The sequence below is a fragment of the Pseudoblastomonas marina genome (assembly GCF_034374265.1).
GTDB lineage: Bacteria > Pseudomonadota > Alphaproteobacteria > Sphingomonadales > Sphingomonadaceae > Alteriqipengyuania_A > Alteriqipengyuania_A marina.
Genome location: NZ_CP139718.1, coordinates 2,173,674 through 2,188,634, shown reverse-complemented (window position 1 = coordinate 2,188,634; position 14,961 = coordinate 2,173,674). Strand labels below are relative to the sequence as shown.

Here is a 14,961-nt window from a genome sequence, read left to right as displayed (position 1 = left end):
TTAAATTCACTTCGCTAATTGAAGCGGAGCGACTTTGCTGATTGTCAGCCAAGCGCCATGCGCCTCGGTTGCTGCAAAAACCCCCTTGCTGTCAAGTGTGTTCCCGAAAGCTCGGAAAAACACGGCGTCTGCAGGGCTACGTAAATGCAGCTTGATATGGTCTGCCTTAAGATGGCTTTCAGAAAGCTTAAGAGCGCCGTTTAAAATTGCTATCAGGGTGTCAACATAGGAGTTTTCGTCGAGATTTCCATAGTCGAGCAATGGGCAAACTGTAACTTCTCGAACTCGCAGCACCCATCCAGCAAAACCTTTTTGCATGGTGCGGATCGCACACGCTACGGCCATAAACTGGTCGCCGTCTGCGACACCAATGGCCCATTCCTTTTCGGTGGCCTTCTTGGCGAACGTGCGAATCGGTTCCATCGCGGATGGTGCGAAGCCTTCAAAATCCTCTCCTACCGCTTCGCATTGCGACGCCCAATTGTCTTCGAGCTGCTGAAGCGTGCCATCAGCCTCTAGGAGATGAATTGTTTGCATTTTTTGCCCCTCAGATTTGAGCGTTAGCTAGGGCGGAGTTCATAGGATTGCAATCCGCGCTGTAGCTCGTTTTCGCAGCATCAGTTCGGTCAGCGCCCAGACCAGCGCATCGGCGCGGTCCGGCGACCTTCCCGGGCCTTCGTAGCCGCCGCCCGCCATCAACCCGCAGAGCTGGTCCTCGAGCCTTGCGAACAGGCCCGCATGGCTCACGCGGCCCGCCTCGTAGAGCGCGGCGACAGGTTCCGCTCGCGCCGACTTGCCGCGGGTCGCGTGGACCAGCTTGAGCGGCAACGATAGCTCCGCTGCGCGCAGCACGCTGGCGACCATCGCGCCGCCCTGGTTGGCTTCGGCGACCACGCGCTCTGCCTCCCATTCGCGTGCCGCTGTCGCCACCGCGCGCGCCCAGCTCTCGGGCGATGCCCTTTCGACCGAGCAATCGGCGAGCACGCGCGCGGTGCCGTCCGCCAACAGCCCGGCGACCACGATCCCGCAGGCGTCGCCGGTGGCGGAGGCGGGCGGATCGACCGCGACCACGATGCGTAGTGGCGCGGCATCGTCCGCCGCGACGCGACACCGCTCCAGCAGCGCGCGGCTCCACAGCGCGCCTTCGACCTCGTCGAGCAATTCGCCCTCGAGCTCCTGCCGCCCCAGCGCGGTATCGCCGTATTCGCGGTCCATCGCCGCCATGAAGGCGAGCGGGAGGTTGCGCCAATTGTCGGCGGTCGCGCCGCGCGTCACCACCGTGCCCTCGCTCGCCAGCAGGCGTTGCAGCAGCGGGACGGGACGCGGCGTGGTGGTGGCGAGCACCTGCTGTTTCTCGCCCAGCCTCAGCCCGAGCTGGAGGTTGTCCCATGTCCGCTCGGCGCGCCGGTGGCTGTTGTTCCATTTTGCCAGCTCGTCACACCACGCATGGCTATGTTGCGGACCCCGGAGACTCTCGGGCTCGGCGGCCGAATAGAGCGTCGCCTCGGCGCCGTTGCGGAAGCTTATCCGCCGCAGCGAGGCTTCGTAGACCGGCGTGCTTTCGGGCGGAAAGACCGACATGATGCCGCTCTCGCCCTCGACCATCACCGAACGCGCTTCGCCGAGGCTCGCCGCGATCAGCGCGATCTTTGCGTTCTGGTTCGTGTCGGCGATCAAGCGAACCCATTCGGCACCCGCACGGGTCTTGCCAAACCCTCGCCCGGCCATGATCACCCAGTTGCGCCAGTCGCCTCCGGGCGCCTCCTGCCCCGGATGGGCGTCATTCTTGAAGTCGACGTCGAAGCCATTCCTGGCGTCCTGCTTCAAATCCTCGGCGAATTCGGCCCGCATCTTCGGGGTCGCTTCGTCGAAGATCTCGGTCCGGGTCATGTCCGTCACCGGCTTGCGATCATCGGTCATCCGGCCTCGCGCTCCCGTCGCGCGGCGATCTGCTCGCGCAATTTCTGCACCCGGCGCTCGATCGAGGCACGCACTTCGGCGGCGCTGACATTGGCGCGCTGCGCGCCTTCCTTCGCGATCGATTCCTTGTGCGCGGCGAGCAGGCGGAGCGCGTTGGCGACATTCATCTTCCGCTTCGGCGCCGGATCGCGCAGATAGCCGAGCACCTCCATCTCGAGGTTGCAGTAGCCTTCGTAGAGCGCCGCGCGCCACTTGGCGGCGAAGGCGCTGTTCCTGCGGCGCTCGTCGTAGACTTCGCGGGTCGATACCATGGCGCGCGCTGCGGCGGCGGAGACGTTGGAGGTTTCGGCCAGCGCCTGCATGAAATCGCGTTCCCAGTGATAGGCCATCGGCAGGACTTCGCCCTGTTTCGCGGCACGGCATTTCGCCGCTCCCGCGTCCCGCAGCGCGGCGTCCCAGCGCCGCGCGAATTCGGGATCGCGCTTGCGGATGCGATAGGCGGGGCTCTTGGTGATCCCGGCAGCCTTGGCCGCGCGGCCGATATTGCCCCAGCGTGCGAGCGCGGCCAGGAACGGTTCTTCCCATAGGAGGATGTTTCGCTGTTTTTCGGTCATCGTCCCCACCCGCCGTCCGATCGATCAGCGCGATACGAAAAAGGCCGCAGCGGCAGGATGCCGGCGGCCCGAATCGGTTTATCGCGATGTTCTTTATATGTACCTAAACAGCGTGACGATGTCAATTAGAAAAACCAAATAGGTTTGCGCCGGTCAGCTGCGCGTCCATTTCTGCTCGGTCCGTTCGATCGCGAGGTCGCCCGCCCACGGCACGCACAGGGCCCGCGCGTCGTCGGCCGGCGCGGACAGCCAGGTGGCCCAGTTCTCGCGGGCCACGATCACCGGCATCCGATCGTGCACTTCGGCCGACGCCTCGCTGGCATCGGTCATCACCATGCTGAACGCCCGGCCCCATTCGGCGGTGTCGCGCCAGATCCCGGCGCAGGCGAACAGCTCGGTGTCGGGCAGCGACAGCCAGGTGCGGGTCTTGGCGCCCTTTGCACCCTCGGCCTCGGCCCAGGCGGAGACCGGGATCAGGCAGCGCCGTTCGCGGAAGCTCGCGCTCCAGAACGGGCTCGACAGCTTGTCGGTGCGGGTATTGTTGACCGGCCGCGGCTTCAGCGGTTCGCCCGTGCGCTTGCTCTTCTGCACCAGCGGGAAGCCCCAGTGCATCCCCTCGACCGCGTCGGTCACCACCATCGCCGGGTAGCCGGGATAGACCTCGCCCCCCGCATTGCCGACCTGGCCGATCTCGCTGTCGAACAGGCGCGCGACCTCGCTGGCGGCCTTGGTCATGCGATAGAGATTGCACATCTTCGAAGGACCCTCCCTTGGCTTTCGCCCGACAAAGCCCTTTCGCGCCGGATGCGCAACGCATAAAGCCGCGCCGACCTAACCGACGGGATCGACAATATGAAATGGCTGCGCGCCCTCTACGAATGGACGATGGACAAGGCCGCGCACCCGGCTGCGGTGTGGTGGCTCGCGTTCTTCTGCTTCATCGAGGCGAGCTTCTTCCCGATCCCGCCGCACCCGCTGCTCGGGCTGATGTGCCTCGCCGAGCCGAAGAAGGCGATCCGCTTCGCGCTGGTCGCCACGCTCGCCTCGGTCGCCGGCGCGCTGCTCGGCTACGCGATCGGGTGGGGGCTCTACGACAGCGTCGGGGCGTGGCTGATCGGCGTACTCGGGCTGACCGAGAGCTTCCCCGTCGCGGCCTGCTACCTGCGTGAATACGACTGGCAGGCGATCGTGATCGCGGGGGCGACCCCGGTGCCGTTCAAGCTGCTGACGATCACCGCGGGCTTCGTCGGCATGAACCTCGTCACCTTCGTGCTCTCCAGCCTCGCCGCGCGGGCGCTGATCTTCATGACCGTGGGCGTGCTGTTCCGCGTCTTCGGCGCGCCGATCAAGCGCGTGATCGACAAGTATCTCGGCACGATGACCACGTTGTTCGTCGTGCTCGTGGTGGGCGGCTTCATCGCGCTGACCCAGTTCAGCAGCAGCGACGAGGATGTCGCCGACAAGTGCGAGGCCGCGACCGAGGTGCGCGTGGCATAAATTTCGACAATACTCGAAATAATGCTTGCATCGCGCGAGCGATAGTTCGATGAATGTCGAAATGAAGTCCGATGACGCCATTGCAGCCCTGTCCGCGCTTGCCCACGATCACCGCCTCGCGGTGTTCCGCCTGCTGGTGCGCTGCGGGCAGGACGGCATGGCGGCCGGGGCGATCGCGCGGACGCTCGACCTGCCCAATTCCTCGCTCTCCTTCCATCTCGCCCAGTTGCAACAGGCCGGTCTGGTCAGCCAGCGGCGCGACGGCCGCTCGCTGATCTACGCCGCCGACTACGCGGCGATGGACGGCTTGATGGGCTTCCTCACCGAGAATTGCTGCGAGGGCGCTCCATGCGACCCGGCCCAGCGCAACGACCAGGAGCACTGCCGATGACACGTATGCATATCCATGTCGGGGTCGCCGATCTCGACGCGTCGATCGCATTCTACAACGCTCTGTTCGCTGCCGAGCCGACCGTCCGCAAGCCCGATTACGCCAAGTGGATGCTCGACGATCCGCGGGTCAATTTCGCGATCTCGCACGAGCATGCCGCACTCGGGATCGAACATCTCGGGATCGAGGCGGAAAGTCCCGAAGAACTGCAAGAGGTCTATGCCCGGCTCGAACGGGCCCAGCGCCCGGTGCTCGAGGAAGGGTGCACGACCTGCTGCTATGCCCGCAGCGAAAAGAGCTGGATTGCCGATCCCGACGGGATCCAGTGGGAAGCCTTCCACACCAGCGGCGCGGAGACCACCTACGGCAATCCGGCCATGGCAGCGCCCCTCAACCCGGAACCGATCCGGGCGGCGCCGTAACCGATCGCCATCCCGAGCGAACCTACCGACATGCCTGGACACGATCTCGCGCGTCGCCTGACGGCAGAAGCGATCGGCAGCTTCTTCCTCTTCGCAGGGGTGATCGGCTCGGGCATCATGGCCGAGCAGCTGGCGGGCGGGAACGTCGCGCTGGCGCTGCTCGCCAACACGATCGCCACCGGCGCGATCCTCTACGTCATCATCGCGATGCTGGGGCCGGTCTCGGGCGCGCATTTCAACCCGGCGGTGACGCTCGCCTTCGCGCTGCGCCGCGCACTCCCGTGGCGCGAGGTCGCGTCTTACATCCTCGCCCAGCTTGCCGCGGGCGCGATCGCCGTCGCCGCGGTCCACCTGATGTTCGACCAGCCGGTCCTGCAATTCTCGACCAAGGCGCGCGCCGGCATCGGGCAATGGACGGGCGAAGGGATAGCCACCTTCGGCCTGGTGCTGACGATCCTGCTGTGCCTTCGTTACCGACCGGAATCGATCCCCGCATCGGTGGCGCTCTACATAACGGCCGCGTATTGGTTCACGTCCTCGACCAGCTTCGCCAACCCCGCGATCACGGTGATCCGCTCGCTCAGCGACAGCTTCGCCGGCATCGCGCCGGCGAACGTTCCTCTATTCGTCGCCGCCCAGTTGCTCGGTACGCTGGTGGCAGTCGCGCTGGCGGGATGGATGCTGGCGCGCGATCCAGCCGAGGCCTGATCGACGCGGAAAAGCTCGCAATCTCGGTCGAGGACGAGGAGCGTACCGTCCCAGCCGACCGCTCAGCCCTCGAACTTGGTCTCGAGGGTGATCTCCGCGTCGAGCAGTTTGGAGATCGGGCAATTGGCCTTGGCGTCGGCGGCCAGCTCCTCGAACTTCGCGCGTTGGAGGCCCGGGACCTTGCCCTTGGTCGAGAGTGCCGACTTGGTGACGGTGAAGCCCCCATCCTGCTTTTCGAGCGTCACTTCGGCGCTGGTCGTCACCGTGCCGTCCGCGTGTCCGGCCTCTGCGAGCTTGAACGACAGCGCCATGGTGAAGCAGCTGGCATGCGCGGCGGCAATCAGCTCTTCGGGATTGGTCCCGGGGGCGTCCTCGAACCGGGTCTGGAAGCCGTAGGGCTGCGCGGCGAGCGCGCCCGACGCGGTCGACACGTGGCCCTTTCCTTCCTTGCCGAGACCTTCGTATTTGGCGGTGGCGGAATTGGTGGTCTGCATGGATTCGTTCTCCGGTTGGTTGTACCGGAGAGACGCGCGGACCGTGCGGCGCGTTCCGCCCAGCTTCGCTTCAGCCGATGATCCCGGTCGCCTTGCCGGCGCGTTCGAACATGTCGAGGATCGTCTCGACCTGTTCGCTCGAATGCTCGGCACAGAGCGAGCAGCGCAGCAGCGTCATGTTCGCTGGCGTCGCCGGCGGGCGGGCGAGATTGACATAGAGTCCTTCCTTCAGCAGCGCTTCCCACATCGCCGCACCGCGCTCCAGATCGGGCATGATCACCGCGATGATCGCGCTTTCGGGCGTATCGGTGCCCAGCTGGAAACCCAGTTCCTTGAGGCCGGCATGGAGCGTGCGCGAGTTCTCCCACAGGTGCGCGCGCTTGTTCGAGCCGTGCATCAGCTTGCGGATCGAGGTCGCGGCGGTGGCGACCACGCTCGGCGGCAGGCTGGCGGTGAAGACGTAAGGGCGGCAGACCAGCCGCATGATCTCGAACTTCGGGTGGTTCGAGACGCAGAATCCGCCGACCGTGCCGACGCTCTTCGAGAACGTACCGATGATGAAGTCGACGTCGTCGATCACGCCTGCAGTCTCGACCACGCCGCGTCCGTTCTCGCCGATGAAGCCCATCGAATGCGCCTCGTCGACCAGCACCATCGCGCCGTATTTCTTCGCCACCGCGACCATTTCCTTCAACGGTGCGATATCGCCGAGCATCGAGTAGACGCCTTCGAGCACGACCAGTTTGCCGGCCTCTTCGGGAATGCGACGGAGGCGCTTTTCCATCGCCTCGATATCGTTGTGCTTGAACGGCACGATCTCGGCATTGCCCAGCGCGCAGCCATCCCAGATCGAAGCGTGGCTATCGATGTCGAGCACGACGTAATCGCCCTTGCCGGCGATCGTCGAGATTATCCCGAGATTGGCTTGGTAGCCGGTCGAGAAGACCATCGCGTGGTCCATGCCGTAGAATTCGCGCAGCGCGTCCTCGCACTCGCGATGGCCCTGATAGGTGCCGTTGAGCACGCGGCTGCCCGTGGTACCCGAACCGAAATCGGCGAGCGCCTTCTGCCCCGCCGCGACAACTTCCGGATCGAAGGTCATGCCCATGTAATTGTACGTGCCGAGCAGGATCGTCTCGCGTCCGTTGCAGATCGCCCGGGTCGGCGAGAGCACCTTTTCCATCACCAGGTTGAACGGATCCTCGAGCCCCGAATCGAGCAGCGCCTGACGCTGGCCGATCAGGCTGTCGAACTTAGAGAACAGGTCCTTGCCTTCACCCGGATGCGGCTCGGGCTGGTCCGGCTGGCTGATGCCTTCGCTCATGATATCGTCCTGGGGCTCAATCGTCGGCGAGCTTGCACACGGCGTCGACCAACTGGCCGTATTTCTCGATCTCGGCCTGCTGGTTCATCGAGATGATGATGTCGAATTCGTCCTCGATCGCGGCGACAAAATCCATCACCGTCAGGCTGTCGAATTCGAGATCGCCGGCGAAGGTGGTGTCGTCGGTGATCGTCACGCCCTTCTTGTTGAACGGCTCGATCAGCGAGCGGATTCGGCTATCGACTTCGGCGCGGTCCATGCGTGGCCCTCGTTGTGGAATGACAAGCGCCCGCAAGACGGGTTTCGCGTCGCGCTGTCAAGTTTGTGGAGGTGCCGGTCGGGCTCAATCGACCGCGCTTGCTTCGTCGCAAGGCGCGGGCTTGAGGTACAGTTTCATCCCGACCTTCTCGGCGCGAATACGATCCCCGACTTCGCAGCCCTCCACTCTTTTCGGTAGAACAATGGTCGAACCGCGGATTCCGTCCGCGGTTCTTGCCGAAACGCGATAGCCCGGCGTCCGGCCCTGAAATCGATTGCTTCCTACGCCCATGGACGTGATTGTGGCATCCAAGGGTTCGCCAGGTTCGTAGTAGGTCAGGAACGGGTCCCGCGAAAAAAATACGAGCACCGGAAATATGAGCAAAGCCGGAAGGAAATAATGAACCTTCCAATCATGCCGCAAAAGCCAATAGAGATCGCGTATGGTTCTCATCGATCAGCGATCGCGCGAAAATTCCCGTTTCGATCAATCGACCAGCTTGCTGACCGCTTCCATGAAGGGCCGGATCGAGACCGGCTTGGCGAGGTAGCCCTTGGCGCCGGCCTGGCGGATGCGGTCCTCGTCTCCCGAACCGGCATAGGCGGTAACGGCGAGGACCGGGATATCGCGCAGGCCTTCTTCGTGCGAGGCTTCCTCGATCAGGTCGAGGCCCGAGACGTTGGGGAGCTGGATATCCATGATAATGAGGTCGGGCCGGAACTCGCGGGCCCGCATGAGCGCTTGTTCACCGTCCGCGCAGGGCTCGACCTCGTAGGAACGCGATTTGAGCACGTCGCAGAACAGTCGGCGGTTGAGATCGTTGTCCTCGACAACGAGGATGCGCTTTGACACGGATAGGCCCCTTCGCCCGGTTTGGGCTGGGATTCCGTAGACCGAAATTTAACCCAATTTGCAATGAGGACCGATGAGCCTGTCCAGACGAGAGACACTATTCGAGCCCGGTGAAGCGAGCGACCTGGCACTGCGCGCGCTGGTCTGGATCCTGTCCGAAGATCGCCGCGCCGAGCGCCTGCTCTCGCTGACCGGGCTGACCCCCGATGCGCTTCGTTCGGGGCTCGACGATGCCGCTACCCAGCTCGCGGTGCTCGATTTCCTCGCCGCGCACGAGGCCGATTTGATCGGCGCAGCCGACGCGGCGGGGGTAAGTCCCGAACGGCTCGCCGCGGCGCGCGCGGAGCTGGCACGATGACCGCCAGCGTAAATGGGGGCGAAGCGCGTCCGCTCGTGATCTGCGATTGCGACGAGGTGCTGCTGCACATGATCGCGCCGTTCCGGCAATGGCTCGATGCGGAGCACGATATCGATTTCGTGATGCAGAACGATTTCACCGATGCGCTGCGCCACCAGGCGAGTGGCGAGGTCGTCGATCGGGAGGATATCTGGCGGCTGCTGGGCGCGTTCTTCGACACCGAGATGGAGCGCCAGGAGCCGATTTCGGGTGCGATCGAGGCGATGCACGCGCTGGCCGAGCGAGCCGACGTAGTGATCCTCACCAATTTGCTCGATCACCGCGCCGAGGCGCGCAGGGCGCAGCTCGCAGGCCATGGCCTCCATGTCGAGGTCTATACCAACCAAGGCCCTAAGGGCGCGGCGATCCGGCGGATCGTGGAGGAGCATGCACCCGGTCGCGTCGCTTTCATCGACGACCTGCCGCAGCACCATGCCTCGGCGGCGGAGGAATATCCCGACAGCATCCGCCTGCACCTGTGCGGCGAACCCGAGCTCGCGCCGCATATCGATTGCGCGTTCGAGGCCGGCCACGCCCATGCGCGGATCGATCGCTGGGACGAGGCCCTTCCATGGCTGCTCGAGCGGTTGTAGGACGCGGCCCATGAGCATTTCCGAACGATTGAAAGCCCGGGGGATCGAACTCCCCCGTCCTGCGGCCCCGGTCGCATCCTACCAGCCGGTCGTGATCCATGGCGGCATGGCCTATGTTTCGGGCCAGCTGCCGTTTCTCAATGGCGAGTTGGTGACAGGGAGATTGGGCGACGATGTCGGCCTCGATCGCGGGGTCGAGGCGGCACGCGCCTGCGGGCTGATGATCCTCGCCCAGCTCGAAGCCGCGCTCGGCTCGCTCGACCGGGTGGAACGGGTGATCAAGCTAGGCGGTTTCGTCAATTCGACCGCCGATTTCACCGACCAGCCCAAGGTCGTGAACGGCGCCTCGGACCTGATGTTCGACGTGTTCGACGAGATCGGCCGGCATTCGCGCAGCGCGGTCGGCGTTCCGGTGCTGCCATTGGGGGCGGCGGTCGAGGTCGACGCGATCGTCGCCGTTTCGGAAGGCTGAGCCGCTGTTCGGATCGCGCGACATCCCGCAACGGGTCGCGTGGATCGCGAACACGCGTTTCGCGCATCGCGGGCTGCATGGGCGCGGGGTGCCGGAGAACTCGCTGGCCGCTTTCTCTGCCGCGATCGAAGCCGGCCACGGGATCGAATGCGACGTGCAGCGTGCGCGCGACGGCACGCCGATGGTGTTCCACGACTGGGAGCTCGACCGGCTGACCGATGAAGAAGGGCCGGTGGCAAAGCGCGATGCGCGCAGCCTGGCGGGGATCGCGCTGAAGGGTGGCGAGCAGCAGCGTATCCCGACACTCGCCGACTTGCTCGAGCTTGTCGCGGGCCGGGTGCCGCTGCTGATCGAAGTCAAGTCGCGCAAGGAGGCGCGAGTATCGGCGCATTGCCTTGCGATCCGCCGCGCACTCGAAGGCTATCGCGGTGCGCACGGGGTGATGAGCTTCGACCCGCGCGTTGCACATTGGTTTGCCGCGCATTCTCCCACCACACTGCGTGGGCTGGTCGTCAGCGAACAGGACGACAAGGCACTGCCGGGCCGGATCCGGCGTTCGCTCGCGATCCGCCACGCGCAGCCCGATTTCCTCGCCTGGGACGTACGCGACCTGCCGAGCCGGCTCGCTGCCGCCCAGCGCCGCAAGGGCCGACCGGTTGCGACCTGGACCGTCCGGACCGAAGAGCAACGGGCCCGCGCGGAACGATATGCCGATGCGCCGATTGCCGAAGGGCATGGATTCGGCTGACCAGATAACTTTCCGCACCGCGCCCGGCGTCGCCGAATTCGTGGCCCCCGAATGGGATTCGCTCGCCGGCGACAATCCGTTCGTCGGCTACGACTTCCTCGCCGCGCTCGAGCAATCGGGCAGCGTGGGAAAGGGGACCGGCTGGGATCCGTTGCCGATCGCTGCCCAGTCCGCCGACGGGACGCTGCTGGGCGCCTTGCCGTCCTATCTGAAGAGCCACAGCCAGGGCGAATACGTGTTCGATCATCATTGGGCCGACGCCTATGGGCGCGCCGGCGGGCGCTACTATCCCAAGCTTCAGATCGCCGCGCCCTTCACTCCGGTGAACGGGCCGCGCGTGTTGGCGGGTGATCCGGCAATCGGCCGCGCGCTGTTGCAGGCGGCGGAGACTTTGTGTCGGCAGAACGGGATCTCGTCGGCGCATGCGACCTTCGTCGCGCCCGAGCAACGCGACCTGTTCCGTGAGGCGGGATGGATGCTGCGGCACGACATCCAGTATCACTGGTTCGACCGCGACTACGGCGATTTCGAAGGATTTCTCGCCGCACTGTCCTCGCGCAAGCGCAAGAACATTCGCAAGGAACGGCGTCAGGCGGCGCAGAGCGTCACGATCCGGCGATTGAGCGGAGGCGAGATCACCGAGGCGCACTGGGATGCGTTCTGGATGTTCTACCAGGATACCGGTGCGCGCAAATGGGGCACGCCCTATTTGACCCGCGAGGCCTTCTCGCTGATCGGGGAGACGTTGGCGGATCGGATCGTACTTGTGCTGGCGGAAGAAGACGGCAAGGCCGTCGCCGGGGCGCTCAACCTGATGGACGGCGAGGCGCTCTACGGTCGTTACTGGGGAACGCTGGTCGACCGCCCGTTCCTCCATTTCGAGGTTTGCTACTACCAGGCGATGGAGGAGGCGCTCGCACGCGGGTTGAAGCGGGTCGAGGCGGGGGCGCAGGGCCAGCATAAATTGCTGCGCGGTTATGAACCGGTGGAAACGGTCTCGGCACACTGGATCGCCGATCCGGGATTTCGCGCGGCGGTCGAGCAATTCCTCGAAGCCGAGCGAGAGGCGGTGAGCGCGGACCGGGTGGCCCTCGCGCGGCACACGCCGTTCAGGAAGAGCTAGCCTTCAGGCGACTCGGCGCGCGGTGACCGACAGCCAGTCGCGCGCGTCGCGCTGGGCATCGGCAATTTCGCGTGCGGTCATCTCGTCGGAGATATCGGCGCGGCAGGCCTTCGCCTCGTCGTTTCCGCCGAGTGCGGCGAGATTGAACCACTTGTGGGCTTCGACGAGATCGACACGCACCCCGTTCGAGCCGGTCGAGTAGATCACGCCGAGTTCGAACAAGGCGTCGCAATCGCCGTCCGAGGCGCGTTCGATGAAGCGGGCAACCGCGAGGTCGAGCGGCTGGTCGGGTGTTTCTTCGATCTTGTCGGGTTCGATCACCCGTAATGCGGCAACAGCCATTGAACTTCCCCCTTGCAGAATTCCCCAATTCCAATCGTGGCGGGACGAATTTCGCGCCATGAACGTTTACGGTCGCCGAACATGGTTCTTAAATGGTTAACGCCACGCAATTGGTGTTTTGGGCATCAGGCGGTGTGGCCGAAACCCCACGTTCGGGAAGCCAGAGGACAATCGCCTTGTGTGGTCCAGATGCGCTCTTTATAGGCCCGCCCAAGACCGGCTCCGTCCGGAAGAGTCGATCCGAAGAGCGGGATCGCTGGGGGGACGGGGACCGGGCGCGACGACGATTTGGAGAATGGGATGTCGACGGCCCTTGGAGACGATCTTGACGTTCTGGCGCGAGCCAAGCGTGCGCTCCCCGCCGATTATACGCCGTCTGAAAACGAAGATTACATGTCGGCGCGCCAGCAGGATTACTTCCGCGTGCTGCTGATCGAATGGAAGCGTTCGATCCTCGAAGCCGCCGAAGGGACGCTCCAGCAATTGCAGGATGGTCCGATCCGCGAAGCCGATCTCAACGATCGCGCCTCGTCGGAAACCGATTGGGGAATCGAACTCCGGACCCGCGATCGCCAACGCAAGCTGATCGGCAAAATCAATGCCGCGCTGCGCCGGATCGACGACGGCGAATATGGCTGGTGCGAGGTGACGGGCGAACCGATCGGCCTCGGACGCCTGACCGCGCGTCCGATCGCGACCATGTCGCTTGAAGCGCAGGAGGCGCACGAGCGGCGCGAAAAGGTCTCGCGCGACAAGTGACGAAATTTGTGAGCCTGTCCCGTTCCGGAACGGTTTCGAGGGGTTCGCTTAAAGCCTCGTTTACGGTGCGTGCGCTAGGTATACCGGCAAGGTTCCGGGAGCTTCGCAGCGGATCGGAACACCGACTTGGCCATCCTTGATGCGCTGGATCGGCGAAACGGAGACTGGGCAGATGCAGGACATCGATAACCGAGACCGGGAAAGGGACAGCCTGTTCCTGATGGCCGATCTTCGTCTGCGCGGTGAGAGCGATGTCCAGCGGGTGAAGGTCCGCAACCTGTCGAAGGGCGGAATGATGGCCGAGGGTGCCCCAGTTCCCGAGCGCGGGCAATCGATCTCGGTCAACTTGCGCAATATCGGCTGGGTGGACGGCAGCGTCGCCTGGGTCCAGGACAATCGTTTCGGCATTGCCTTCGCCAACGAGATCGAACCGAAGGCCGCGCGCGCCCCGATCGTGGTGGGCGAGGGAGCGCCCCGTTACACGCGCCCGGTGGGCGAAGCGAAAGACCGGGGATCGGTGCGCAAGATTTAGTCGCACGCGGCATTTCGCCACACCGGTTTTCACGATAGACGCGTGCCATGCACGCGCGACTGCTCCTGTTTTTTCTTCCGTTGGCAGCTTTGCTGTCCGGCTGCGGCGCGCGCGACGACGGCAGCATCCCGATCGCAATCATCGACAATGCGGACGAACCCTTTGCCCGCAGTGGTTCGGGGCGCGCGGCTGCCGCCTGGGACGATGCGACGGATGAAGGGCTGGTTGCCTTCGATGCCTATGGGAGGGTGATCCCCGCCCTGGCGGACCGTTGGATCGTGACCGATGACGGAACCAGCTACATCTTCCGCCTGCGTGACGGGAACTGGCCCGATGGAACCGCGATCGACGCCGAAAGTGCACGGCGCGCGCTGAGCGACGCGATTCGCCGCCAGCGAGGGTCGCCGCTCGGTGCAGATCTCGGCCGGATTTCGGAGGTGCGGGCGATGGCCGGGCGCGTGCTCGAGGTGCGGCTCAACCAGCCCGTGCCCGACCTGCTGGTGACCCTCGCGCGCCCCGAACTCGGCTTGTTGCACCAAGGGCGAGGAGCCGGGCCCATGCGCGGCTCGATCGCCGGGCGTACCGGTACTCTCAGCCCGCTCAACCCCGAGGCGCGGGGGCTGCCCGCCGAGATCGGCTGGGAGGCACGCGCGCGGGATATCGAATTGACCGCGATGTCGGCGACCGAGGCGGTGCAGGCATTTGCCGATGGCGAGGTCCGCGTCGTGCTCGGTGGAACGATCGCCGATTTCCTCCTGACCGACCGGACCGGCCTGTCGCGCGGCGCCTTGCGGGTCGACGATGTCGACGGGCTCTTCGGCCTCGCTTTCGTTCATCGCGGCGGATTTCTCGCTTCGGCGGAAAATCGGGCTGCGCTGGCGATGGCGGTCGACCGCCAGGCGCTGATGGAACCTTTCGGTATCGGTAACTGGGAGGCGCGGCTGGGCATGCTGCCGCGCGAAGGGCCGACCGGCCGGTTGCTGCCGCTGGCACAATGGCGCGACATGTCGTTGGTACAACGCCGCAGCACGGCTAGCGCGCGCGTTGCGCAGTGGCGCAGCGCCCATGGCGATATCGCACCGATCCGCATTGCCTTGCCGAGTGGCCCGGGCGGCGCGCGCCTGTTCGAATCGCTGGCGCGCGATTTTGCCGCTATCGGGCTCCAAACCGAACGGGTCGGCTTTGGCGCCCCCGCCGACCTCGTCCTGCTCGACCAGGTCGCTCCGTCCTCGGATGTCGAATGGTATCTCAATCGTTTCCGCTGCGGTCTCGCCCGGCGCATCTGCATCGAGGAGGTCGACGGGTTGCTGCGCGAGGCGCGACGCGAGAATCCGCGTGCCGCGCGAGCCGTGCTGATCGACGAGGCTGCCGCGCTGGTCGAGGCGCAGCAGATCTTCATCAGCTTCGGCCAGCCGGTGCGTTGGTCGCTGGTCGGTGGCGGAATCGACGGCTTCCAGACCAATGCGCTGGGCGTCCATCCCTTGATGGAAATCGCAATGCAGCCCAGATAGGCG

22 protein-coding genes are annotated in these 14,961 nt (G+C 65.0%); 12 read left to right on the top strand and 10 right to left on the bottom strand.

What is annotated here, in order from left to right; translation table 11 throughout:
• Positions 1–6 precede the first annotated feature (6 nt).
• The 4 genes from T8S45_RS10815 to T8S45_RS10800 all read right to left on the bottom strand — a co-directional run bounded on the left by T8S45_RS10815 (position 7) and on the right by T8S45_RS10800 (position 3,287).
• A complete protein-coding gene (locus T8S45_RS10815) occupies positions 7–537 on the bottom strand; it encodes a hypothetical protein (RefSeq protein WP_322293741.1) in 531 nt (176 codons plus the stop codon).
• A gap of 39 nt (positions 538–576) precedes the next feature.
• Positions 577–1,920: a DNA-packaging protein gene (locus T8S45_RS10810; protein WP_407654900.1), complete on the bottom strand. Its 1,344-nt coding sequence runs from the start codon at positions 1,918–1,920 to the stop codon at positions 577–579.
• A complete protein-coding gene (locus T8S45_RS10805; RefSeq protein ID WP_322293740.1) occupies positions 1,917–2,534 on the bottom strand; it encodes a hypothetical protein in 618 nt (205 codons plus the stop codon). Before T8S45_RS10805 ends, T8S45_RS10810 begins: the two co-directional genes overlap by 4 nt.
• Positions 2,535–2,687: 153 nt before the next feature.
• Complete coding sequence (locus T8S45_RS10800; RefSeq protein ID WP_322293739.1) at positions 2,688–3,287, bottom strand: SOS response-associated peptidase; 600 nt, start codon at positions 3,285–3,287, stop codon at positions 2,688–2,690.
• Positions 3,288–3,386: 99 nt separating this feature from the next.
• Between T8S45_RS10800 and T8S45_RS10795 the strand changes: the two genes are divergently transcribed.
• The 4 genes from T8S45_RS10795 to T8S45_RS10780 are packed head-to-tail and all read left to right on the top strand — an operon-like array spanning position 3,387 to position 5,552.
• Complete coding sequence (locus T8S45_RS10795) at positions 3,387–4,031, top strand: YqaA family protein (RefSeq protein WP_229658178.1); 645 nt, start codon at positions 3,387–3,389, stop codon at positions 4,029–4,031.
• A gap of 49 nt (positions 4,032–4,080) precedes the next feature.
• Positions 4,081–4,422, top strand: coding sequence for an ArsR/SmtB family transcription factor (locus T8S45_RS10790; protein ID WP_407654899.1), 342 nt, complete (start codon positions 4,081–4,083; stop codon positions 4,420–4,422).
• The gene (locus T8S45_RS10785) at positions 4,419–4,844 is read left to right on the top strand and encodes an ArsI/CadI family heavy metal resistance metalloenzyme (RefSeq protein ID WP_322293738.1); all 426 of its coding nucleotides are present in this window, start codon (positions 4,419–4,421) and stop codon (positions 4,842–4,844) included. The genes T8S45_RS10790 and T8S45_RS10785 overlap by 4 nt, the downstream gene beginning before the upstream one ends.
• A gap of 30 nt (positions 4,845–4,874) precedes the next feature.
• Complete coding sequence (locus tag T8S45_RS10780; protein WP_322293737.1) at positions 4,875–5,552, top strand: aquaporin; 678 nt, start codon at positions 4,875–4,877, stop codon at positions 5,550–5,552.
• Between the two features lie 62 nt (positions 5,553–5,614).
• On the opposite strand, the gene T8S45_RS10775 is transcribed toward T8S45_RS10780, so the two are convergent.
• The 5 genes from T8S45_RS10775 to T8S45_RS10755 form a co-directional block, all read right to left on the bottom strand.
• On the bottom strand, positions 5,615–6,046 hold the full coding sequence (locus tag T8S45_RS10775; RefSeq protein WP_322293736.1) for an OsmC family protein: 432 nt from the start codon (positions 6,044–6,046) through the stop codon (positions 5,615–5,617).
• A 70-nt stretch (positions 6,047–6,116) separates the two neighbouring features.
• On the bottom strand, positions 6,117–7,370 hold the full coding sequence (spt, locus tag T8S45_RS10770) for a serine palmitoyltransferase (protein ID WP_322293735.1): 1,254 nt from the start codon (positions 7,368–7,370) through the stop codon (positions 6,117–6,119).
• A 16-nt stretch (positions 7,371–7,386) separates the two neighbouring features.
• Positions 7,387–7,629, bottom strand: coding sequence for an acyl carrier protein (locus tag T8S45_RS10765; protein ID WP_188642726.1), 243 nt, complete (start codon positions 7,627–7,629; stop codon positions 7,387–7,389).
• Between the two features lie 84 nt (positions 7,630–7,713).
• The gene (locus T8S45_RS10760) at positions 7,714–8,082 is read right to left on the bottom strand and encodes a hypothetical protein (RefSeq protein ID WP_322293734.1); all 369 of its coding nucleotides are present in this window, start codon (positions 8,080–8,082) and stop codon (positions 7,714–7,716) included.
• A 33-nt stretch (positions 8,083–8,115) separates the two neighbouring features.
• Positions 8,116–8,481 (bottom strand): response regulator, encoded by a 366-nt coding sequence (locus tag T8S45_RS10755; protein ID WP_188642724.1) that lies wholly within the window; start codon positions 8,479–8,481, stop codon positions 8,116–8,118.
• 73 nt (positions 8,482–8,554) lie between these two features.
• Here T8S45_RS10755 and T8S45_RS10750 point away from each other — a divergent pair, with 73 nt between their 5' ends.
• From T8S45_RS10750 to T8S45_RS10730, 5 genes are read left to right on the top strand one after another with little or no spacing between them, the layout of a single operon-like run.
• Positions 8,555–8,839 carry a DUF3572 family protein gene (locus T8S45_RS10750; RefSeq protein WP_188642723.1) on the top strand — a complete coding sequence of 95 codons (285 nt, stop codon included), beginning with the start codon at positions 8,555–8,557 and terminating at the stop codon, positions 8,837–8,839.
• Positions 8,836–9,471 (top strand): HAD family hydrolase, encoded by a 636-nt coding sequence (locus T8S45_RS10745; RefSeq protein ID WP_322293733.1) that lies wholly within the window; start codon positions 8,836–8,838, stop codon positions 9,469–9,471. The genes T8S45_RS10750 and T8S45_RS10745 overlap by 4 nt, the downstream gene beginning before the upstream one ends.
• A 10-nt stretch (positions 9,472–9,481) precedes the next feature.
• Positions 9,482–9,943 (top strand): RidA family protein, encoded by a 462-nt coding sequence (locus tag T8S45_RS10740; protein ID WP_188642721.1) that lies wholly within the window; start codon positions 9,482–9,484, stop codon positions 9,941–9,943.
• A gap of 4 nt (positions 9,944–9,947) precedes the next feature.
• Positions 9,948–10,691 (top strand): glycerophosphodiester phosphodiesterase family protein, encoded by a 744-nt coding sequence (locus tag T8S45_RS10735; protein WP_322295228.1) that lies wholly within the window; start codon positions 9,948–9,950, stop codon positions 10,689–10,691.
• On the top strand, positions 10,678–11,814 hold the full coding sequence (locus T8S45_RS10730; protein WP_322293732.1) for a GNAT family N-acetyltransferase: 1,137 nt from the start codon (positions 10,678–10,680) through the stop codon (positions 11,812–11,814). The genes T8S45_RS10735 and T8S45_RS10730 overlap by 14 nt, the downstream gene beginning before the upstream one ends.
• 3 nt (positions 11,815–11,817) lie before the next feature.
• On the opposite strand, the gene T8S45_RS10725 is transcribed toward T8S45_RS10730, so the two are convergent.
• Complete coding sequence (locus T8S45_RS10725) at positions 11,818–12,156, bottom strand: SEL1-like repeat protein (RefSeq protein WP_229658176.1); 339 nt, start codon at positions 12,154–12,156, stop codon at positions 11,818–11,820.
• A gap of 300 nt (positions 12,157–12,456) precedes the next feature.
• On the opposite strand from T8S45_RS10725, the gene dksA reads away from it, so the two are divergent.
• The 3 genes from dksA to T8S45_RS10710 all read left to right on the top strand — a co-directional run bounded on the left by dksA (position 12,457) and on the right by T8S45_RS10710 (position 14,958).
• Entirely contained in the window at positions 12,457–12,915 is a 459-nt protein-coding gene (gene dksA / locus T8S45_RS10720) for an RNA polymerase-binding protein DksA (RefSeq protein WP_188642719.1), read from the top strand.
• Between the two features lie 139 nt (positions 12,916–13,054).
• Positions 13,055–13,447: a PilZ domain-containing protein gene (locus T8S45_RS10715; RefSeq protein WP_322295227.1), complete on the top strand. Its 393-nt coding sequence runs from the start codon at positions 13,055–13,057 to the stop codon at positions 13,445–13,447.
• A gap of 47 nt (positions 13,448–13,494) precedes the next feature.
• Positions 13,495–14,958, top strand: coding sequence for an ABC transporter substrate-binding protein (locus tag T8S45_RS10710; protein WP_322293731.1), 1,464 nt, complete (start codon positions 13,495–13,497; stop codon positions 14,956–14,958).
• The last annotated feature ends 3 nt before the right edge of the window (positions 14,959–14,961 follow it).